This is a genomic window from Pseudomonas sp. F2 (assembly GCF_057174385.1).
In genome coordinates, this window is sequence record NZ_CM169904.1 from 1765295 (window position 1) to 1786990 (window position 21696).

The 21696-nt window shown below is 61.4% G+C and carries 12 protein-coding genes and 2 riboswitches; of the genes, 6 read left to right on the forward strand and 6 right to left on the reverse strand.

Annotated elements, in window-relative coordinates; translation table 11 throughout:
* Positions 1-1062 carry a cobalamin biosynthesis protein CobW gene (cobW, locus tag AC193Q_RS07785; protein WP_121185793.1) on the reverse strand — a complete coding sequence of 354 codons (1062 nt, stop codon included), beginning with the start codon at positions 1060-1062 and terminating at the stop codon, positions 1-3.
* 98 nt (positions 1063-1160) lie between these two features.
* Positions 1161-1373, reverse strand: a riboswitch (cobalamin riboswitch).
* 952 nt (positions 1374-2325) lie between these two features.
* A riboswitch (cobalamin riboswitch) is annotated at positions 2326-2547 on the forward strand.
* Between the two features lie 123 nt (positions 2548-2670).
* On the opposite strand from cobW, the gene AC193Q_RS07790 reads away from it, so the two are divergent.
* From AC193Q_RS07790 to cobM, 4 genes are all read left to right on the forward strand, one after another.
* Positions 2671-2868 (forward strand): CbtB domain-containing protein, encoded by a 198-nt coding sequence (locus AC193Q_RS07790; RefSeq protein ID WP_131671731.1) that lies wholly within the window; start codon positions 2671-2673, stop codon positions 2866-2868.
* An 11-nt stretch (positions 2869-2879) separates the two neighbouring features.
* Positions 2880-3578 carry a CbtA family protein gene (locus AC193Q_RS07795; RefSeq protein WP_095669042.1) on the forward strand — a complete coding sequence of 233 codons (699 nt, stop codon included), beginning with the start codon at positions 2880-2882 and terminating at the stop codon, positions 3576-3578.
* A complete protein-coding gene (locus AC193Q_RS07800) occupies positions 3575-3988 on the forward strand; it encodes a cobalamin biosynthesis protein (RefSeq protein ID WP_047291465.1) in 414 nt (137 codons plus the stop codon). The genes AC193Q_RS07795 and AC193Q_RS07800 overlap by 4 nt, the downstream gene beginning before the upstream one ends.
* An 81-nt stretch (positions 3989-4069) precedes the next feature.
* Positions 4070-4816: a precorrin-4 C(11)-methyltransferase gene (cobM, locus tag AC193Q_RS07805; RefSeq protein ID WP_047291463.1), complete on the forward strand. Its 747-nt coding sequence runs from the start codon at positions 4070-4072 to the stop codon at positions 4814-4816.
* Positions 4817-5002: 186 nt separating this feature from the next.
* Here the strand turns inward: cobM and nfuA are convergent, their stop codons facing one another.
* From nfuA to AC193Q_RS07820, 3 genes are all read right to left on the reverse strand, one after another.
* Positions 5003-5587, reverse strand: a complete 585-nt coding sequence (gene nfuA, locus AC193Q_RS07810) for a Fe-S biogenesis protein NfuA (RefSeq protein ID WP_003225494.1) — start codon at positions 5585-5587, stop codon at positions 5003-5005.
* Between the two features lie 57 nt (positions 5588-5644).
* Entirely contained in the window at positions 5645-6670 is a 1026-nt protein-coding gene (locus AC193Q_RS07815; protein ID WP_121185799.1) for an acyltransferase family protein, read from the reverse strand.
* Positions 6671-6852: 182 nt separating this feature from the next.
* Positions 6853-9147, reverse strand: coding sequence for a fatty acid cis/trans isomerase (locus AC193Q_RS07820; protein WP_483879397.1), 2295 nt, complete (start codon positions 9145-9147; stop codon positions 6853-6855).
* Positions 9148-9303: 156 nt separating this feature from the next.
* On the opposite strand from AC193Q_RS07820, the gene metH reads away from it, so the two are divergent.
* On the forward strand, positions 9304-13014 hold the full coding sequence (gene metH, locus AC193Q_RS07825; protein WP_047291457.1) for a methionine synthase: 3711 nt from the start codon (positions 9304-9306) through the stop codon (positions 13012-13014).
* Between the two features lie 50 nt (positions 13015-13064).
* Here the strand turns inward: metH and AC193Q_RS07830 are convergent, their stop codons facing one another.
* Positions 13065-20081: an NEL-type E3 ubiquitin ligase domain-containing protein gene (locus AC193Q_RS07830; protein ID WP_483879398.1), complete on the reverse strand. Its 7017-nt coding sequence runs from the start codon at positions 20079-20081 to the stop codon at positions 13065-13067.
* Between the two features lie 177 nt (positions 20082-20258).
* Here AC193Q_RS07830 and AC193Q_RS07835 point away from each other — a divergent pair, with 177 nt between their 5' ends.
* Positions 20259-20477 carry a DUF2970 domain-containing protein gene (locus AC193Q_RS07835; protein WP_025112547.1) on the forward strand — a complete coding sequence of 73 codons (219 nt, stop codon included), beginning with the start codon at positions 20259-20261 and terminating at the stop codon, positions 20475-20477.
* Positions 20478-20483: 6 nt separating this feature from the next.
* Here AC193Q_RS07835 and AC193Q_RS07840 read toward each other — a convergent pair whose 3' ends face one another.
* Positions 20484-21557: an ABC transporter substrate-binding protein gene (locus tag AC193Q_RS07840; RefSeq protein ID WP_121185808.1), complete on the reverse strand. Its 1074-nt coding sequence runs from the start codon at positions 21555-21557 to the stop codon at positions 20484-20486.
* Between the last annotated feature and the right edge of the window lie 139 nt (positions 21558-21696).

The following is a 21696-nucleotide window of genomic DNA, read 5'->3' on the forward strand; positions in this document are numbered from 1 at the left end:
TTAAACGCTGAGCGCGGCGCGCAGTTGCGCTTCGAGTTGCGCAGCGTCGAGTTCCTGACCGATCAACACCAGACGAGTGACGCGCGCTTCGTCAGCGCCCCACTGGCGGTCGAAGTGCTTGTCGAAACGCGTGCCCACGCCTTGAACCAACAGGCGCATCGGCTTGTTCGGAATCGCCGCGAAGCCCTTCACACGCAGGATGCCGTGCTGCACAACCAGTTGCGTCAGCGCGTCGAGCAGCAGGCTTTCGTCGGCTTGCGGCAGTTCGATGGAGATCGAATCGAAGGCGTCGTGATCGTGGTCGTCATCACCGTCGTGGTGGTGATCGTGATGGCTGTGACGGCTGTCGATGTGTTCTTCGGATCCGGCACCGAGACCAATCAACACGTCCAGCGGCAGGCGACCGTTGCTGGCTTCGATGATTTTTACTGCTGGCGGCAGTTCTTCAGCGACTTCAGCGCGCACGCGAGCGAGGTCTTCCTGGCTGGTCTGGTCGGCCTTGTTGAGGATCACCAGATCGGCGCTGGCCAGTTGGTCGGCGAACAATTCATGCAGCGGCGATTCGTGATCCAGGTTCGGATCGAGTTTGCGCTGGGCATCGACCTGATCCGGGAACGCAGCAAAGGTCCCGGCGGCCACGGCCGGGCTGTCGACCACGGTGATCACCGCGTCAACGGTGCAGGCGCTGCGGATTTCCGGCCACTGGAAAGCCTGGACCAAGGGTTTTGGCAGGGCCAGACCGGACGTCTCGATCAGAATGTGATCGAGATCACCGCGACGGGCGACCAGTTCGCGCATCACCGGGAAGAACTCTTCCTGCACCGTGCAGCACAGGCAGCCGTTGGCCAGTTCGTAGACGCGGCCGGTGGCTTCTTCTTCGGTGCAGCCGATGGTGCATTGCTTGAGGATCTCACCGTCGATGCCCAGCTCGCCGAACTCGTTGACGATCACCGCGATACGGCGGCCCTGAGCGTTGTCGAGCATATGGCGCAGCAAGGTGGTTTTGCCCGAGCCGAGGAAACCGGTGACGATGGTGACGGGGAGTTTGGCCAGTGTTTTCATCGTATGCCCTTTGGCAAGGTGGCGGGCATACGGGACGAGATCCGCTGCGGGCGTGCGCGCGGAAGAATTCGCCACCGGATCACCCCGCCCGGTTGTAGTGAGAAATCTGTCACGAGGCAGGTCTCCTGGCTGACGGTGTTCAGGCCATGGACCTGGCATTCGCTGCGCCTTCCCGCGGGCTCAGTGAATTGAGCTGGCAGTGGCGTGGCAACGAACTTCACCGTTCACAGTTGCGGGGGCAGCCGCGGCTTTGACCGCGTTCCCTTCTTAGCTTCGGCGTGGGCCGAAGAACCTCGAAGGTGCAAGGCTACGCATGGGTTGAGGATGGGTCAATGTTTGGATTGGGGGCATATCCGTTGCTGCGGGGGTTGCTGATTACGGTTTCGCCGTTGCGGCGGGTCACTTTTGCCAGACCTCGGGTTACGGGGTCTGGTTTTTTTTGGATTGGGGGCATATCCGTTTCTGCGGGTGTCGCCGCTGGCGGTTTCGCTCTTACAGCGAGTCACCTTTTCCAAACGCCGAAAAGGTAACCCAAAAGGCTTTGCCCCGGCGTACGGCACTTCGCTGAGGCTCAGTGTTCCCTCGCTACGGTGTCCATCCGGGGGCATCGCCTACGGTTTGCTTCGCTGCACCTCCTCTCGATGCATGCGGCTTCGCCGCACGGCGCTGCGCGCCTCCCCCCCTGATGGACACCTCCGCTCGGCCTGCCGAAGGGGCTGAAGGTCAAAAGCCACATCAAAAGCCAGAGCCAAAGCCAAAGCCAAAGCCAAAGCAGATCAAAAGATCGCAGCCTTCGGCAGCTCCTACAGGGGATTGGGTGTATTCAGTTAGAAATTTGGTCGGCTGTCAGGCCGCCATCGCTGGCAAGCCAGCTTCCAAAACTTTATTCGTGCACACCCCATGCGGCGAAGCCGCCCCACTCAACACGATGAGCGTTAGCTCGAGTACCGCTCTTGATCTGAGGGCCCGTCGGCAGGCTGAGTGGAGGGATTTATCCGGGGGTGGGAGCGCAGCGACCGTTTGGCGCAGCCAAACACAGCGAGAGGAGGTGCAGCGAAGCAAACCGTAGGCGCTGCCCCCGGATGAATCCCGTAGCGAAGGAACCCGAGCCTAAGCGAGGGCCGAACGTCAGGGCATAGACCTTTTGGTTACTTTTGGGGCGTTTGCCAAAAGTGACCCGCCGTAAGGGCGGAACCCTAAGTGGCCGTTACCGCAGCAACGGATCCACCCACAAAATTGACTAGTTTCCCCAACCCATGCTCTCCTACACAACTTGTTACGGGTGCCCTTCACAGGGTGAAACGGGAAACCGGTGAATCATGTGCTTTACTCAAAGCCATGTCAGTCCGGTGCTGCCCCCGCAACGGTAAGCGAGCGAAGCGTCGAATCCACTGTGCCATTGCGGCATGGGAAGGTGATGCTTGCAGGTCGGCCTGACGCCAACCCCTCGTGAGCCCGGAGACCGGCCCGCAACACACAGCGCGCATTTTGCGTCGCTGAACATAACAAACCCGCGGTGGGCGGGCGCTGTTCGAACCTCTGCGTGCGCGACTCGCAGGGGTTTTCATGCGCTCTATATCACCCGCTGACACTCCAGAGGGAAGCGCCATGTCGATCATCAGCAGCACCGCCAGCAACACCGACAACATCTCCAGCACCGCCACTTTGAGCCAACGCCTGACCGCCGCCATTTTCGCGTCGATCCTGGGCGCCAGCCTCGTTTACTTCGCCGGTTTCTCGCACATCGAAGCGGTGCACAACGCCGCTCACGATACCCGCCACAGCGCCGCGTTCCCGTGCCACTGAGACCAGCCGACATGATCAAGCGTATCGCGCAAACTGCAGGCTTCACCGGCCTGCTGGCCGCCCTGTTGCTGACGTTGCTGCAAAGCTTCTGGGTCTCGCCACTGATTCTGCAGGCTGAAACTTTCGAAAAATCCGAACCGGTGGCCGTTCACGAACACGCCGCCGGTACGGCCGCACACACTCACGACGCTGAAGCCTGGGAGCCGGAAGACGGCTGGCAGCGTGTGGTCTCGACCACCGGCGGCAATCTGGTGGTGGCGGTCGGTTTCGCGCTGATGCTCGCCGGCCTGTACACCCTGCGTGCACCGACCAAAACTTCGCAGGGCCTGCTCTGGGGCCTGGCCGGTTACGCGACCTTCGTCCTCGCGCCGACCCTCGGCCTGCCGCCTGAACTGCCGGGCACCGCTGCCGCCGATCTGGCGTCGCGGCAAACGTGGTGGATCGGCACCGCCGCTTCCACCGCAGTCGGCCTGGCCCTCATCGTGTTCAGCCGTCACTGGCTGATGAAGCTGCTGGGCGTGGCGATCCTCGCCGTGCCGCATGTGATCGGCGCGCCGCAACCGGAAGTGCATTCGATGCTCGCTCCGGAAGCCTTGGAAGCCCAGTTCAAAATCGCTTCGCAGCTGACCAACGTGGCGTTCTGGCTGGCCTTGGGCCTGATCAGCGCCTGGTTGTTCCGCCGCAAAAGCGCTGGTCAATACCACGCATGACCGATGACCGCGCAGCGCCGACCCTGGTGGTCGGCCTGGGCTGCCAGCGCGGCTGCCCGGCCAGCACGCTGCGCGCGTTACTCGATCAGGCGTTGCAGGCGCATCGTATAGAACTCGAGGCGGTCAAGGCCCTGGCCAGCATCGACCTGAAACGCGATGAACCCGGTCTGCAGGAACTGGCCAGCCAACTGGCGCTGCCGCTGTTGTATTTCAGCAGCGAAGAATTGGCCATTTACCAGCAGCGACTGAGCCATCACTCGCAGATTGCCTATGAGCGCACCGGTTGCTACGGTGTGGCGGAAAGTGCCGCCCTGGCCCTGGCCGAGCAGTTGATTCAGGCACCGGCAAAGCTGCTGATTTCCCGGCAGAAATACGCTCAGGCGACACTGGCATTGGCCGGCGCTGCGTAAATTCCCGATAATCCCCCTGTTTGATCATGAGCAATCTTCATCTGAAGCGTTGCCCTGCCCCGCTTTTCACAGGATGTCTTCATGACCGTCTACTTCATCGGCGCCGGCCCCGGCGACCCGGAATTGATCACCGTCAAAGGCCAGCGACTGATTCGCAGTTGCCCGGTAATCATTTACGCAGGCTCGCTGGTGCCGGCCGCCGTGCTCGCGGGACATCAGGCGGAAACGGTGGTCAACAGCGCCGAATTGCATCTGGAGCAGATCATTGAACTGATCACAACCGCCCACGGCAAGGGCCAGGACGTGGCGCGGGTGCACTCGGGTGATCCGAGCCTGTACGGTGCGATTGGCGAGCAGATTCGTTATCTGCGCGAGTTGAATATTCCGTTCGAAATCATCCCCGGCGTCACCGCCACCGCCGCCTGTGCAGCCTTGCTTGGCGCCGAGTTGACGCTGCCGGATGTGTCACAGAGCGTGATTCTGACCCGCTATGCGGACAAAACCGCGATGCCCGCCGGCGAGGAACTCGGCGATCTGGCACAACATGGCGCGACCATGGCGATTCACCTGGGGGTCAATCATCTGCAGAAAATCATCACTGAATTGCTGCCGCATTACGGCGCGGATTGCCCGATTGCAGTGATTCACCGGGCGACGTGGCCGGATCAGGACTGGGTGGTGGGGACGCTGGAGGACATTGCGGCGAAGGTTGCGGCCAAGGGGTTTCGGCGTACGGCGTTGATTCTGGTGGGTCGGGTGCTGGGCAGTGAGGTGTTCAGCGAGTCATCGTTGTATCGCGCGGGGCATGCACATCTCTACAGACCCTGAGTCAGATGAGTTTTGTGGCTGGATAAAGAACCTGTGGTGAGGGGATTTATCCCCGATGAACTGCGCAGCAGTTCCATTTCTTGGGCTGCTTCGCACCCCATCGGGGATAAATCCCCTCGCTACAAAAGGACATAAAAAACGGCGCTCACGGGGCGCCGTTTTTCATGTTCGCAGTGAACACCTTACTCAGTAGTAGGCGTTTTCTTTCTGCGTGTGGTCGGTCACGTCGCGCACACCTTTGAGCTCTGGAATACGCTCAAGCAAGGTGCGCTCGATGCCTTCCTTCAGGGTCACGTCGGCCTGGCCGCAGCCCTGGCAGCCGCCGCCGAACTGCAGCACGGCAATGCCGTCCTCGACCACATCGATCAGGCTGACCTGACCGCCGTGGCTGGCCAGCCCCGGGTTGATTTCGGTTTGCAGGTAATAGTTGATGCGCTCGTTGACCGGGCTGTCGGCGTTGACCATCGGGACTTTGGCGTTTGGCGCCTTGATGGTCAGCTGGCCGCCCATGCGGTCGGTGGCGTAGTCGACGACGGCATCGTCGAGAAACGCTTCGCTGAACGAGTCGATATAGGCGGTGAAGCTTTTCAGCCCCAGCGCGGTATCTTCAGGTTTTTCTTCGCCCGGCTTGCAGTAGGCAATGCAGGTTTCGGCGTACTGGGTGCCAGGCTGGGTGATGAAGACGCGGATGCCGATACCCGGGGTGTTCTGCTTGGAGAGCAGATCGGCCAAGTAATCGTGGGCGGCGTCGGTAATGGTAATAGCGGTCATGGAAACTCCTCGCAGGCTTGGGCGCAGTTTACGCCAATCATTGCGCCGGACAAAGTCCTAGTATTTTTGTCGGGAAAGATTCTCGACGGGTACGCGCAGCGGTTCGCCATCGATCCGTGCTTTAAGCCACCGATAGCTGCGTTTTTCCACCCATTCGTAGCTCAACCACGACCCCACAGCGATGGCCACCGCGCAGACGATGAACATCAGATACGGGTTGACCCCGTAACGCCGCGCGATAAAACCGCCAACCGACAGCACCAGCACATGCATCAGATACACCGAATAGGAACAGTCACCGAGCCATTTCATCACGCGGTTGTGCTCGACGTAGCGCTCCAGTGCCATACACGCCATCACCAGCACCGCGCTCGGAATCCCCCAGTTCAACAACCTTGGCGCCGGCGTCAGGTGGTAAACCGCTGTCAACGCGGCCCCCATCGCCAACAGCGGCAGCCATAAACCTGCACCGATCCAGCCCCGGCGATAGAGCACGCCAATGCCGATCCCCAGCAAAAATTCGTAGACGATGTCCGAACGGTAAAACTCGTTGATCCAGCCAAACGCCTGACAAACCGAAAACAGCAACGCGCCAACCACCAGCAAGCGCACCTGCCAGCGGAACACCAGCGCACAGGCGAACAACACATAGAAAAGCATCTCGTAATTGAGCGTCCAGCCGACATTCAGCGTCGGATAGATCCCATAACCGCCGGGATTCTGCGCAGGAATGAATAGCAGCGACAGCAGGACATGCGCCCAGTCCACCGACTGATCCGGCAACAGCGGTCGGGCGAACACCACCAGCAACGCCATCAGCAGCGTGTACAGCCAGTATGCCGGGACGATGCGCGACAGCCGATACAGCAGAAACCGCGCCGGAGGCAACGACTTGCTTTCGGTAGACAAGAAAATCACCAGCCCGCTGATGACGAAGAAGACATCGACGCCGACTGCGCCTTTATCAATGAAGAACTGCCCGACCGGGCCGCGCGCCTTGAAGTCGAAGAAAATCTGCATGAAGTGATGGCAGACCACGGTCCACGCGGCAAGCGCGCGCAGGGCCTGCACTGAAATCAACATGATCGGCTCCCGTGCACAATTCCTGAATCACCTCCGCCCCCCCTGTAGGAGCTGCGGCACGCTGCGATCTTTTGATCTTTGTTGTTAAAGAATCAAAAGATCGCAGCCTCGTTGCACTCGGCAGCTCCTACAGGGGCTTTGCGGTGTTGCTTGGAGTTGGGACAGCAGGTCGATCTCAACGATCAAAGATTCTCGTAGCGGTTCATGTCCAGCACGCCCTCTTCCTCCGGTTCGGTTTCGTGGATGTACTGGCTCAGGTCGTGAAAATAGAACCAGAATTGCGGATGACTGCGACGGATCCCCCAACGTTCGACGATTTTCTCGAAGCGATCGGCATCCTTGGCGCTTTCCATGGCATCGACAAACTCCGGGACTTGCGCGGCCGGAATGTTGAACATGAAATTCGGGTAACTGCTGAGCACGCCTGGATAAATGGTCAAGGTGTCGAGTCCCGGTTGATAGCGCAGGGATTCGCCCAACAGAAACGCCACGTTGCTGTGCGCACGGTTGCGCAGCAAGCTGTAGACCTCGCGTTTGCCGCTGCGGGTTTCGATGCGCAGCAAGGTGGCTTCCGGCAATTGGTCGATGACCTTGAGACCGGCGGCCGGTCGTGACGTCAGGCGGCTCAGCGCCTGTTCGGCGTTCTGCAACGCCGGATCAATGTTCGGCCGCGAGCAGTAGGCGCCATCACAGCGGTTGATCTGATCCGGCCGCGCATTGAGGTCGCCGTAGCGTGCCAGCAGTTGCATGGCGAAGTCGTATTTCGGGTCCTTCGGATCGAGTTTCAGCCCGGTCGGTTTGTCGTCGTCAATGGCTTCGTAGTCGAGCCACATCTTGAACTGGCCGCTGCTCTGATACCAATCGTCGAGATAGTCCTCACGGGAATCGGCCGGCATCAGACGCAGGAAGTTCTGTTCGGCGCCGTTGCGGATCAGGTCGAAATACAGACGGGTCTGCGCCTGATGGGAGACGTTGCCGAACACATCGAAGTTGACTGCCAACTGGTAATAAGTGCGCTCCAGCAGCGGATAGTCAAACAGCCACATCGTTTGCGGCACTTCGCCGATCAGGCCTTTGGTCACCGAAGCGCTGTCGAAGTGGCGGAAAATGCTCAGCAGCGCGTTGTCGTTGCCGGCCCACAGGGTCGACCAGCTCGGCGGCGGTTGGTCAGCGTAGCTGTCGCGGCGCAGGGCTTCGTATTCGTTGCGCTTGTTGCGGTAGTTGTGCCACAGGCTCAGGACACTGCCGACGTCATCGTTCTGCCCCGGCATTGCCAGCAACGGCGTGGCCTGGCCGCGATAGTTGGGGTCGGTGATGTACAGATCGTGTTCCGGCGCCTGGAACAGCGCCCAGAAGTTATCGCGGATCACATCCGTCGCAATCTGCCCACGGCACACCGGCCCGCGAATGAAGGTGCGGACGAAGTATTCGGCATTGTCGAGCATGAACTGGTAGCGCGCCTGCGCCGGAATCGCTTCGAACGTGGCGAACGGGTTGGCCCGGCTCTGCGGCCCGTACCCCGGTAACGCGTTGACTTGCCAGTTGCCGCTGTAGAACAGGCTCTTGACCCGCGCCATCTTCGCCGGGCTCAGCGGATAAGTGATGTGGGTCTTGTGCACGATCACCCCTTGCACCGGCCACAGGCGGTAATACACCTGAGTGCCCGGATCGTCGTTCGGGCGGCGGGTGGCGATCAGGTCGATCGGCTGCCCGGTCGGCGTGCGCGAACGCACCCACTGGAAGTAGTGCCCCGGCTCGCCGTCCTTGAAATAGATATGGGCGAGGAACCAGTGTTCGAACAACCAGCGCCCGACCAGACTCTGCCGCGCGCCCGGGGTGTTGAGCAGGTTTTCCCACTGCACGATTTGCAGCGCTTCTTTGGCGCTTGGGGCCAGGCCTTGCTCGTCGATCGGCGCACCGGACGCCAGCCAGCGTTGCAGGGTCTGGTATTGCTGATCGGTGAGGCCGGTCACCGCCAGCGGCATGCCTTCTTTCGGATGGGCGCCGGCATAGCCTTCAAACTCGGCGGGCATCGCACACATGTTTTCCCGTTGCAGGCCGAGGACGATCTCTTCCGGCAACCTGGCATTCGGGGTCAGCGGGGTTTTGTGGCCCAGTTCCAGCATGCGCGCCATCAGCGCCGCCTGACTGCCCTGAGCGTCGAGCACCGAATAGAAGCCCTTCTGCTGCCACGCACGTTTGCCGAATGCGTCATAGAACAGTCGCGTGGTCGGCGCGGCCTGGGTGCGCTCGCCGTCGTAGACCGGCATCTTGCTCGCGCCACGGCCAGCGCCTTCACCGCTGCCCAGATTGAGCTGGCACGCCGAGTCGTAGCACGCATGGCAGGCCACGCACTTCTCGGTGAAGATCGGCTGGATGTCTCGGGTGTACGAAATAGCAGGAGAAATCGCGGGTTCCTGCGCCACGGCGCCCCAGCTTAAAAACAGCAAGAAAATGCTGATGACGCGGTACGACATGCCCTTGATCCCGATCCAGAAAAAAACGCCCGCGATTCTACAGTATGACGCCCGTACCAACATGAGCGATATTCATGCAAAAGCGGCACATGCTCCAAAAGCGCACAGGTTTGCTATGATCCCGGCCCTTCGTCATGGTCTTTTCGAGTAGTCCCAATGTCTGATCGCAGCGTCCGCCTTCAAGCTCTCAAGCAAGCCCTCAAAGAGCGCATCCTGATACTCGATGGCGGCATGGGCACGATGATCCAGAGCTACAAGCTCGAGGAGCAGGATTATCGCGGCAAACGCTTCGCCGACTGGCCGAGCGACGTCAAGGGCAACAACGACCTGTTGGTCATCACCCGTCCGGACGTGATCGGCGGCATCGAAAAGGCTTATCTGGATGCCGGCGCCGACATTCTGGAAACCAACACCTTCAACGCAACGCGCATTTCCATGGCTGACTACGGCATGGAAGAACTGGCGTACGAATTAAACGTAGAAGGCGCGCGCCTGGCGCGCAAGGTGGCCGACGCCAAGACCGCCGAGAACCCGGACAAGCCACGCTTCGTCGCCGGCGTACTCGGCCCGACCAGCCGTACCTGCTCGCTGTCGCCTGACGTCAACAACCCCGGCTACCGCAACGTCACCTTCGATGAACTGGTAGAAAACTACACCGAAGCCACCAAAGGCCTGATCGAGGGCGGCGTCGACCTGATCCTGATCGAAACCATCTTCGACACGCTCAACGCCAAAGCCGCGATCTTCGCCGTGCAAGGCGTGTTCGAAGAGCTGCACATTGAACTGCCGATCATGATTTCCGGGACCATCACCGACGCGTCCGGCCGCACCCTCTCGGGCCAGACCACCGAAGCGTTCTGGAACTCGGTGGCCCACGCCAAGCCGATCTCGGTCGGCCTCAACTGCGCCCTCGGCGCCAGCGAACTGCGTCCGTATCTGGAAGAGCTGTCGAACAAGGCCAGCACCCACGTGTCGGCGCACCCGAACGCCGGTTTGCCGAACGAGTTCGGCGAGTACGACGAATTGCCGGTGGACACCGCCAAGGTCATCGAAGAATTCGCCCAAAGCGGTTTCCTCAACATCGTCGGCGGTTGCTGCGGCACCACTCCGGGCCACATCGAAGCCATCGCCAAAGCTGTCGCCGGTTACGCGCCGCGGCAGATTCCGGATATTCCCAAGGCCTGCCGCCTGTCGGGCCTGGAGCCGTTCACCATCGATCGCAGCTCGCTGTTCGTCAACGTTGGCGAGCGCACCAACATCACCGGCTCCGCGAAGTTCGCCCGCCTGATCCGTGAAGACAACTACACCGAAGCCCTGGAAGTCGCCCTGCAGCAGGTCGAGGCCGGCGCCCAGGTGATCGACATCAACATGGACGAAGGCATGCTCGATTCGAAGAAGGCCATGGTGACCTTCCTCAATCTGATCGCCGGCGAGCCGGACATCTCTCGCGTGCCGATCATGATCGACTCGTCGAAATGGGAAGTCATCGAAGCCGGCCTCAAGTGCATCCAGGGCAAGGGCATCGTCAACTCGATCAGCATGAAAGAAGGCGTCGAGCAGTTCATCCATCACGCCAAGCTGTGCAAACGCTACGGCGCGGCAGTGGTGGTCATGGCCTTCGACGAAGCCGGCCAGGCCGACACCGAAGCGCGCAAGAAAGAGATCTGCAAACGCTCCTACGACATTCTGGTCAACGAAGTCGGCTTCCCGCCGGAAGACATCATCTTCGACCCGAACATCTTCGCCGTGGCCACCGGTATCGAAGAACACAACAATTACGCTGTGGACTTCATCAACGCCTGTGCCTACATCCGCGACGAGCTGCCGTATGCGCTGAGCTCCGGCGGTGTGTCCAACGTGTCGTTCTCGTTCCGCGGCAACAACCCGGTGCGTGAGGCGATTCACTCGGTGTTTCTGCTGTATGCGATCCGCGCCGGCCTGACCATGGGTATCGTCAACGCCGGTCAGCTGGAGATCTACGACCAGATCCCGCAGGAACTGCGCGACGCCGTCGAAGACGTGATCCTCAACCGCACGCCGGAAGGCACCGACGCCCTTCTCGCCATCGCCGACAAGTACAAGGGCGACGGCAGCGTCAAGGAAGCCGAGACCGAAGAGTGGCGCAGCTGGGACGTCAACAAGCGTCTGGAGCATGCGCTGGTCAAGGGCATCACCACGCACATCGTCGAAGACACCGAAGAGTCGCGCCAGTCATTTGCCCGCCCGATCGAAGTCATCGAAGGCCCGCTGATGTCCGGCATGAACATCGTTGGCGACCTGTTCGGCGCCGGCAAAATGTTCCTGCCGCAGGTGGTCAAATCCGCCCGCGTGATGAAGCAAGCCGTGGCGCATCTGATCCCGTTCATCGAACTGGAAAAAGGCGACAAGCCGGAAGCCAAGGGCAAGATCCTGATGGCCACGGTAAAAGGCGACGTGCACGACATCGGCAAGAACATCGTGGGTGTGGTGCTGGGCTGTAACGGCTACGACATCGTCGACCTCGGCGTGATGGTCCCGGCGGAGAAAATCCTTCAGGTCGCCAAGGAAGAAAAGTGCGACATCATTGGCCTGTCCGGCCTGATCACGCCGTCGCTGGACGAGATGGTTCACGTTGCCCGGGAAATGCAGCGTCAGGATTTCCACCTGCCGCTGATGATCGGTGGCGCGACCACCTCCAAGGCGCACACCGCCGTGAAGATCGAGCCGAAGTACAGCAACGATGCGGTGGTCTACGTGACCGACGCCTCGCGTGCGGTCGGCGTCGCGACGCAGTTGCTGTCCAAGGAACTCAAGGCCGGATTCGTCGAGAAGACCCGCGCCGATTACGTCGACGTGCGTGAGCGCACCGCCAACCGCAGCGCCCGTACCGAGCGCCTGAGCTACGCGGCGGCGATCGCCAAGAAGCCGCAGTTCGACTGGGCCAGCTACACGCCGGTCAAACCGACCTTCACCGGCACCCGCGTGCTGGACAACATCGACCTCAACGTGCTGGCTGAATACATCGACTGGACGCCGTTCTTCATCTCCTGGGACCTGGCCGGCAAGTTTCCGCGCATCCTCGAAGACGAAGTGGTCGGTGAAGCCGCCACCGCGCTGTACAAGGATGCGCGTGAAATGCTCACCAAGCTGATCGACGAGAAGCTGATCAGCGCCCGTGCGGTGTTCGGTTTCTGGCCGGCCAATCAAGTGCATGATGACGACATCGAGCTGTACGGCGATGACGGCAAGCCCATGGCGCGCCTGCATCACTTGCGTCAACAGATCATCAAGACCGACGGCAAACCGAACTTCTCGCTGGCCGACTTCGTCGCGCCGAAAGACAGCGAAGTGACCGATTACGTCGGGGGGTTCATCACCACCGCCGGCATCGGCGCCGAAGAAGTGGCCAAGGCTTATCAGGACGCTGGCGACGACTACAACTCGATCATGGTCAAAGCCCTCGCCGACCGTCTGGCGGAAGCTTGCGCCGAATGGCTGCACCAGCAAGTGCGTAAAGAACACTGGGGTTATGCCAAGGACGAAGTGCTGGACAACGAAGCGCTGATCAAAGAGCAGTACTCCGGTATCCGTCCGGCACCGGGTTACCCGGCCTGCCCGGATCACACCGAGAAGGCCACGCTGTTCACCCTGCTCGATCCTGAGGCCAGCGAAATGCGCGCGGGCCGCAGCGGCGTGTTCCTCACCGAACACTATGCGATGTTCCCCGCAGCAGCCGTCAGCGGCTGGTACTTCGCGCACCCGCAAGCGCAATACTTTGCCGTGGGCAAGGTCGACAAGGATCAGGTGCAGAGCTACACCTCGCGCAAAGGTCAGGAACTGAGCGTGACCGAGCGCTGGCTGGCGCCGAACCTCGGTTACGACGAATAAGCGCGACGGTCACTCCACGGATCAGCCGGGGAGTGACCGTTCACCAGGTTTTACGCGCCTGACGATTGCCCGGATGAGCCGGGCATTGGTGCCTTGTCGGCAGACAAACCGATCCATTCAATCGCCTGTCGCGTCAATTCGATAAGCCTGGCATTGCGCGCCGCTGCCTGATCGAACAACCGGCTCAGATAAAGCGGGTCGTCAACACTCAGACCGTCGTCCTCGCCCTCCTCCATCAACTGCCCTTCATCCATTTGTCTGAACGCTTCGGGCTGCTGCTCCTTGAGGTAATCCAGCCAGTAATCGCGCTGGATCAGATCCTCCAGAAACCGGTCGGAGTGCTCCGCGCCAACCACCTCGGCCCGCGCATCGAACAACTGCTGAGGCGTTACACCGGAGGCAAATTTCATGTTTTTCGGCTGCCCGGGCAATTCCAGTCCATCCTCCCAGCCACCGGTCAGACCGATCCGGTAGCCGAGGCGGACTTCGGCTTCGTCAAAACCACTGCGCGCAGCCGCCGCTTTCGCCAGTTCATCGACCTTGTCCAGCCGGAACAGCTGCCGCGACAACGACAACAAGGCCTCGCCGCGAATTCCCGGGCGACCGGCCGGCAAATCGAGCAAGGCGTTGTAGGTAAAGACCTTGCTCTCCAGGCCACTGAACGTGAGGATTCGCCCGTCCACGCACGTTCCATGGGTGGCCGAGCCGGCGAAAATCACCTCGCGCAGTTCACTGTCGGCGGCGGCAGCCTCCATGACCCTCCAGACCCGTCGGGTCAGGTCGGCATTGGCCACGCGAAACTCCTGGGTGTCCTGTAATCGGTCAAGCAAATGGAAGAATGCCCCGCTGTCCGGTTCCGCAGCCAGTTGATCCCAGAGCCGGTCTCGGGCGGACGCCTGCTCCGGCGGCAGATTCGCCAGCCACGGCGCTTTCTGCTGCGCATGGGCCTGTTCGTCCGGAAGCGATTCGTCCGACTCGATGCTGTTCGTGGTTTCGCTGAGCCCGCCGGCAACATCGTCAGCCATTTCCTCCAGATCGGAACTCGAGAAACCGAGCACCCGCTGGCGGTTACCCGCCGTCTGATAAGCCCTGAGCCTTTCGAGGGACTCCTGCGACAAGTTGTAGTTGTCAGTCAGGTCGGTGCCGTCCATCAGCTCATCGTGCTGACCGTCCAGCGCCTCTTCGGGGATGGCGGTGATGTCGTTGCGACTGAGGTTCAGTGTCTGCAGGTGCCGCGCATCCAGCGCACCGGCCGGCCATTCGGCCAGATTGTTGTTGCGCAGATCCAGATTTTGCAAATGCTCGAAATAGCTGACGTCGAACGCATCAAGGTAGTTGTAGCTCAGGTCCAGAGCTTGCAGATGCTCCAGACCGGACAGCGCGGCATACAGGTCCTCGCTGCCGCTGAAGTGGTTGCTGGAAAGCTCGAGTCGCTCCAGCTGCGGCATCTGCCGGACGCCCTCAGGCAGCGCTGTGAGCGCATTGCCATTAAGGGTCAGATGACGCAGGTGGGTGAACGACTTGAGAAACCCGTCGCTGCCCTCGGCCGTCACCCGAGTGCCTGTCAGGTCCAGGCTGCCGACATGCCCGAAATCCTCGGGCAGCGCCGGTAGATCGCCCAATTGCAGGCCGTTGAGATCCAGAACCGCATCGCCCCCGGCAACCGCTAACCTGGCACGCCAGCAGGTGAGGATGCGCCACGCCGCGAGGCTGCGCGACTGCGAAGAGATGACCCAATCAGCTCCACGGGTTTCGCGGGTATACAGCCAGCCGTTGAGTCGGCGAACGAGGGTTTCAAACGTCTGACTCCAGCCCGTGATCTGCTCGGCGATCTGCGCATCAGTGGCGCCATCGCTACGCAGCGCCTCGATCACTTGCATGGCTTGTTTATCGCTAAAGGCCGGCTGCATCCGCTGCAGATTCTGGCGCATGCGTACCAGCCCGGTACTGACAGGTGCCGGCGTCAACGGCAGCAACTGGCGGGCCACGGTCAAACCGTTCTCCGCTGGGGGAAACGTCGCCGGCACCGGCTCCCGGGCAAACGTATCCAGCGCGCCGGCAGGCAGACCCAGGTCGTGCTCGAGCCGCAGTTGCGCCGAACGCAGTTGCGCCGACGCCGCTGCGGTCAGGGGCGCACCGGTCAGGTTGGTGTTGAGCAGTGAGGTGCTCTCAAGCACGACGGGCGGCAGCGTGCTGATTCGGGTATCGCGCAGGTCCAGCCACGACAGTTGCGGCAAGCCTTCTGCGCCTGCCGGCCAGTGTTGCAGGTGCGTGCGCTGCAGGTCGAGGGCCTTCAAACGCTGCAGGCTGCCCACGTTCAACTCGCTCAGCGGATTGTTCCGCAGATTGAGCTGTTCAAGCGCAGGCAACTCACTCAATCCGCTCTGCAGGCTTGAACCATCGGTCAACAGATTGTCGGCGAGGTCCAGGTGCATCAAGCGCGAAAGGCGCTGCGACTCGATCGGCCACTCGTGCAAGGCATTGTTACTCAGATCAAGGGTGCGGACTTCGCTGAATGCGCTGATGAACCCGCGCATCTGCGCGCCGGCAACCCGCTGGCCATTGAGCAGCAGCGTGCGTACATGCGCAAAGGCGTCTGCCGGCAACACCGGAAGCTCGCTGAGCCTCAACCCCGACAAATCCACGGTCGAGGCGCTGATCGTTGCGCCATAGCGCTTGAACAACCCGCTGCGCCAACTGGCTTTGAGCACATGGACCAGGTTTGATCGCGCGATCAGTTCGGACAGCGATTCTGCCGACACCACCAGGCGCTGCTGCCACTGACTGAGTTCACGTTCCAGCGCCGCATATTGATCGCTCAAGGCATTGATGGCGGTGAAACGCTGCTGCTCATCGGGCCATTGCTCGAAGAAACGATGGAATATCCCCTCGGTGGATTGATGCACGCCCTCGCCCAGGCGCCGCAACTCGCCGCGACAATAATCCCTGACCATCGTCTCTCGATCAATCAGGTGCTCCGGCAGGGTTTTGACGTATTCGTACACGCCCGCGAAGTTTTCCCGGGAGAATCTTGACCAGTCCAGCGATAGCCCCGACCAGAGTTTTTCGTGCCCCTGCAGCAGCTCGGCGGGCACGGTGCTGATGCTCGTGTCCCTGAGGTTCAGACGCTCCAGGGCCGGCAGCTCCAACGCACCCGCAGGCCAGTCGAACAATGAATAGGCGACGATGTCCAGGCTGCGCAAATTGCGCATGCCGCTGACGTCGAACGCCAGCGACTGATAACTCGAGGTGCTGACACTCAATGCTTCAAGTCGGGTCAACTGAGCCAGGCGTGCCGGCATGTCGGCGGCATAGGGCATCGCGCCATACAGCGTCAGGTCAGTCAGCTCCGGCATGTTCTGTAGCACCGCCGGCACGTTGGTAAACGTTTCTGCGGTGGCATTGATGCGCAGCGCCTTGAGCCTGGGGAAATGGCTCAACAGTTCATCGCCGTTGGCATCGGTGATGCAACGCCCTCTGATGCGCAGGTCGCGCACATGCGAGAAATCTGCCGGCAGCTCCGGCAACGGCTCGTCGCACGTCAGATCGAGGCGTGCGGCACTTGCCTGACTGTCGGCCAGCGGCGCATGGCGCCAGCTCTGCTTGAGGCTGCGCACGACGCTGGATTTGCCGCCGATCATCGATTGCAGCGTCGGCTCCGGGGAAGGCACACCTTCCCATTGCGCCAGTGTCGATTCGAGCGCCTGCCATTCACGCAGGCGCCGTTGTAACATCTCGTAGATCTGCGCGTCAGTTCGCCCGGCGGCCAATTGCTTGAGGATGAACCCGCCCGCCTGTTGATCGGTGAGCGCCGGATACACGTCCTGCACGCGCGTCACCAGCAGCGGGTTCACGCCTTCGCCGCGACCGCTGGCGTAATAACCCAGGCCATGCTGGCGTACCCGCACCGGCGCCTTGAAGCGCTGCTTGTGGCCATGGCGCCTGCTCGCCAGCCGAGCCAGTTCGGTGCGATGGCGGGCCACATACTCGATCACTGCCCGGCGCAGTCCGGCACTACGCGAAACCTCGGCAAAACCCAGAGCCTGTCGCGTCTGATCGGGCAACGCATGGAGGATCGAGGCAAAAAAGTTGTCCCCGCGCCGCGGGACGCCGTTGAGCGCTTCCCCGTGCGCGCTGTACGCCTGATAGACCGGCCCGCGCTTGACCAGGTAGTGAGTCTGACCGGCGCTTTCGCCGCCAAGGCTGTCGATCAACGGCCCGTCGACACTGCCTTCGCGTACTTCCAGACGCACTTCGTCCGACCAGCCCGGCAGCCGCTCCAGGGCGCGCAAGGCCAGCCATTGGCTGTCGCCGCCGGCCGAATTTTCCATGTGCAGACCGGCAATCGCATGGTTGAAACGCCGCTGCCGGGCATATTCACGGGAGATCTCCAGCAGCCGCAACGGTACCCGCCCACCGTTCTGCAGACGCGTCAGTTCCTCGGCATTCGCCTCGAGCAACACACGGATTGCCGCCGAGCTGCCCAGCCCCGGTGTGGCGGCCTGTAGCCTGGCGATTCGCGGGTCGTTCAGCGCGGGTTCGTCATACAGCCTGTCGAACATTGCCGGCTGCCGGGTTCGCAGGTAATCGGCGATCTGTTTGCGCAACTCCAGCGGCCGGGATTCGATGACCCGCGCCGGCTCGGCACCCAGCAGCCAAACGGTTTGCGGCTCATCCAGCGTTGCCAGAATGCGCGCAGGCAGTTGGCCGTCGAGCACGTCGGCGCGGGTGATCCGGATCGGCGCACGCGTCGGGCCCTCGATTGCACCTGACGGCGCGCCGAACAGACGGCTGGGGCCGGACAACTGCGGTCCGTCGAAGACTTCCAGCATCTGCCCGCTCGGCCAGCGCGGCATTTGCGTAAGCATGGGCAGCGTCAGCAGGTACGAATCGTCAAGCCTGGCTCCTCGTTCGACTTGGTCGATCAAGCGCCCGACCTGCTGATTCGCCTCATACAAGCGCAGCGTGTCGGCCAGGGCCAGTGGCGCCGGCTGGTGATCGAGGTGCATCTGCCGCAGGGCATCATCGCTGACACCACTGAGGTCGGCGATTTCGAGCAATTGCTCATCCGAAAATGCGTCAGTCGAGTGACCGATGCGCCGCAGCAAGGTCAGTCGATCCCAGTGCAGCGGCCGCTCGAGGGTGTGGCGCCAGGCGCCCAGTCGATTGTGCTTGAGGAGCGGTTGATACGCCGCCGGATCCTGCGGGTGGAGGATGCGCCAGTTATTCAGGTTCTCGTCGTAGTGCGTCTGATAGAGCTTGCCCTGCTGGCGAATGAAGGTCTTGCCGTCGAACCGATACACGCCTTGTGCGTCGGGCCCGACAGTTGCTGGCAGGACAATATCGCTGGCGTAGGCATCGAGGTCGGGTTTCCACAGACGAACCGAGCCATCGGGCCGCTCGACCGGTTGCAGCTGCTCGATCACGGGTTCGGCGGAGGCCGCGCGCAGGCGGCTTACGCCCTTGCCCACCGCGCCCATTACGCCAATCAGTGCCAGGTTCTGCGCCACATCGACCAGATGCGCCTTGGCAGCCTGACGATCGCCTTCCGACCATTCGATGGCGCCTTCGAAGGATTCGTAGAGCAGTTGCCCCGCCATCACGGTCATCATGATTTCGCCCAGCACCGGGACGAACATCGACACCATGTTCAACCCCAGCATGCCGAGTTCGAGCAGATGATTGAGTTTGGCTGCCCGGACCCGGGCGTCGACGTCCGCCGTGGGCACGGCATGGGCGCGCGCGTCGGCGATGAATTTGGCCCGGTGCTGTTCGTAAAGGTATTGCCACAAATCGGTGTTGGCGCCCCAGATCCCGGCAACGTCCTGGCGCGTGATGGCAAACGGGTCGAGATACGGGTCAGGGTGCGGCTCGCGCTTGCCAGGGACTTCGGGTGGCAACTCCTTGATCTGTACGATAGTGGACAGCGGCGGTATCAGCTGTGCGACCTTGACCCAGATCGAATGCAACGGGTCACTCGGGGCGTCCGCGGCCTTCTGGGTGAACTGACTGAAATAGTAAGGGCGGTCGGCGTAGGCCACGAACTGACTGAAAAACCGCTGGTAAGCGGTCGGTCCTTGCCCGGTCGCCGTAGTGTCGGTCGCCGTGAACTTGCCTTTGAACACCTCACGCATCTGCGCGCTGGTGTAACGCTTGAGCGGGTGTTGCGGGTCATGGGGAATGTAGACGATGAATTCGTTGGTGTAGCGGTAGCGCTCGCTGATGCTGAACACGACGCAACCGGTCATCCGCCGCTTCATCAGGCTCAGATCGCGAAACCACACGGCCTTGCCGCCGAGTTGCGGGTGGATCTGACCGTCCACCACCGACAGAATCATCCGGTAGTCGGCAGGCTCGATGTCCTTTTTCAGCAGCGCCCATTGCGCGGCGGCACGCAACGCGGCCTTTTGACTGGCGATGAACTGCCCACGCAAGGTGTCGGTGTTTTCGAAAAACGCTTTGATCCGCGTCTGATAAAGCGAACCGACGTCGAGTGAACGACACAGCGTCAAAAACTGACTGATCGAGATGCCGATTTCTGCGGTCTGAAACTCGCCGGGGGTCGCTGTCTCGACCATGAAACCGGATTTGGTGTGATAGGCCCCGGCTTCACATTCCCAAGCCTCGAAGTTGTGCAGTGCCGCTTGCAGCAATGGCAGTTTCAACACTTCGAAGGTGGACACTTCCACCTCCAGCACTCCGAGTTCGAGGGGCCGTCTGAGGCACAGCAAGGTCTTGCCGAGATCGACCGTGACGTTGAACTGATCCTTGAGTGCCTCGCCAAGCAACGTTTGGGCAAATGCCTCGACGCTTTCGAGGCCGGCCATGGTCTTGTCGAGTCGGGTCTGGGCGACAAAGGCAGCCGTGACCTGGTCTTTCAAGGCTTGTTGCTGTTTCTGCGGGAATTCGTGATAGCCGGGCGGTGGACGGGTACTGGCCGCTTTCATCGCGGCTTGCCGGGCTGGCGAGGCGGCAATCAGCCAATCGGGGATCATCTGCTCAAGCAACTTGCCGTGGACGCTGGCGCTGACGGGCGCACGGGGCAACGTCGGGGAATGATGGGACATCCTGTCTCTCCTGAATAATGGGAGCACAGGACACCATGTCCGCCGCAGTGACCTGCGGTACATAGTTATCGCATGGCCTTGAACCTATGTCCGGACACGTCAGGGTCCCCCGTGCGACCACGGCACAACCCGCAGGATTGACTATGCTGTCGGGACAGCCTTTCGGACGGGGGATTTATGGACGATCCAGTCGACAACAAACCACCGAGCTTCTGGCAGATGCTGCACAGCGTGATGGCGGCGGCATTTGGCGTGCAAAGCGGGAAGAATCGGGCAAGGGACTTCACCCATGGCAAGCCCAGCCACTTCGTGATCCTGGGGATCGGCTTCACCGCCGTGTTCGCCCTGACCCTGTTTGCCATCGTCAAACTGGTGCTGCATTTCGCCGGGGTCTGAGGGCGGTCAGTGCATCAGGGTCTGCAGCTCGAACGGGTAACGATACGAGGCCGGACGCCCCTTGGCGGACAGCTTGCGAAAGCCCACCCCGTAACCCGGTGCCGAGCCCATGGCCAGAATCTGCCGGGCCTGATGTTTGTCGATCAGTTGCAGCAACGGCACCTGGCGATCACGACCGCCGTAACGGGCCAGGTCGACGCCCTGGTCATAGTCATGCAACTCCACCAGCGCCCAGCCACCGAGGGTGAAATGACCGCCCACCAGTGCGCTCAGGCGTCCATCGATCACCGCCTGCAACGCCTCGGATGAGGTATTGACCGCGCTGAACAGCACGTCCTTGCCCGGCACCTTGCCCGCTTCGACAAACGCGCGCATGGCGCCGAACGCCATCTCGTCATTCGCCGACCACACCAGTGACACCTTCGGATACCGGCTGACCAGTTGCCGCGCCTGTTCGTAGGCGCGCTGCCGTGTCCAGCCGCTGTACACCAGTTGTCGCAGGCGCACCTGAGGATGCTCGGCCAAGGCACGCTGCATGCCGCGCTCGCGCAATTGCGCCGATGGCGTGATCTTCAGACCGGAAAACGCCAGCACTTCAATCGACTCGTCTCGCGCCACTGGCGGATGCAAGCGAATCAACTCTTTCATCATCAGGTAGCCGCCCTCCTCGTCATTGGGCACCAGGCTGCCAATGCGATCGGCCCGCTCGCCGACGAGCGCCTGCTGATCGGCGGTCAGCACCGCGTTGACCATGAACAGCTTGACCCCGCTGCCTTCCGCCAGCCGCAGGATCTGTGGTGCAACGTACTGCTCGTTGACAAACATCAGGTAGTCGGGCCGGTTCGGTCCCTGCAGGGCAATCCTTGCCTGGGCCACGGTGAGTTCGGGCTGGCGTCGGGAATAGAGGATCTGCAAATCGACGCCAAGGTCGTGAGCCGCCGCTTGCATGAATTGCGAATAGCTGACCCAGAACGCTTCCTGAGTCGTACCCGGGTTGAGGAACAGCACCGACTCGGCCCGAGCTGCGGATCCGAAAACCGCACCGAACAGCAGGAGGCTGAGGCAGAAAAACTTCAACATGAAAGACCCGGGCCCAAGGAAAAATGGCCGCGCATTATAGCCCCCGAATCAGCGGCTATTGACGCCTGATCCCGTTTTTTGTCCGACAATCGTCGGAAGCGGACCCGGATCGGTCGTTTACTGATGGCTGACCCAGAAT

Bases quoted from the DNA above. Each gene is read 5' to 3' on its own strand.
- cobW (WP_121185793.1), bottom strand. From the start codon at position 1,062: ATGAAAACACTGGCCAAACTCCCCGTCACCATCGTCACCGGTTTCCTC.
- AC193Q_RS07835 (WP_025112547.1), top strand. From the start codon at position 20,259: ATGGACGATCCAGTCGACAACAAACCACCGAGCTTCTGGCAGATGCTG.
- AC193Q_RS07795 (WP_095669042.1), top strand. From the start codon at position 2,880: ATGATCAAGCGTATCGCGCAAACTGCAGGCTTCACCGGCCTGCTGGCC.
- AC193Q_RS07800 (WP_047291465.1), top strand. From the start codon at position 3,575: ATGACCGATGACCGCGCAGCGCCGACCCTGGTGGTCGGCCTGGGCTGC.
- AC193Q_RS07815 (WP_121185799.1), bottom strand. From the start codon at position 6,670: ATGTTGATTTCAGTGCAGGCCCTGCGCGCGCTTGCCGCGTGGACCGTG.
- cobM (WP_047291463.1), top strand. From the start codon at position 4,070: ATGACCGTCTACTTCATCGGCGCCGGCCCCGGCGACCCGGAATTGATC.
- metH (WP_047291457.1), top strand. From the start codon at position 9,304: ATGTCTGATCGCAGCGTCCGCCTTCAAGCTCTCAAGCAAGCCCTCAAA.
- AC193Q_RS07820 (WP_483879397.1), bottom strand. From the start codon at position 9,147: ATGTCGTACCGCGTCATCAGCATTTTCTTGCTGTTTTTAAGCTGGGGC.
- AC193Q_RS07840 (WP_121185808.1), bottom strand. From the start codon at position 21,557: ATGTTGAAGTTTTTCTGCCTCAGCCTCCTGCTGTTCGGTGCGGTTTTC.
- nfuA (WP_003225494.1), bottom strand. From the start codon at position 5,587: ATGACCGCTATTACCATTACCGACGCCGCCCACGATTACTTGGCCGAT.
- AC193Q_RS07790 (WP_131671731.1), top strand. From the start codon at position 2,671: ATGTCGATCATCAGCAGCACCGCCAGCAACACCGACAACATCTCCAGC.
- AC193Q_RS07830 (WP_483879398.1), bottom strand. From the start codon at position 20,081: ATGTCCCATCATTCCCCGACGTTGCCCCGTGCGCCCGTCAGCGCCAGC.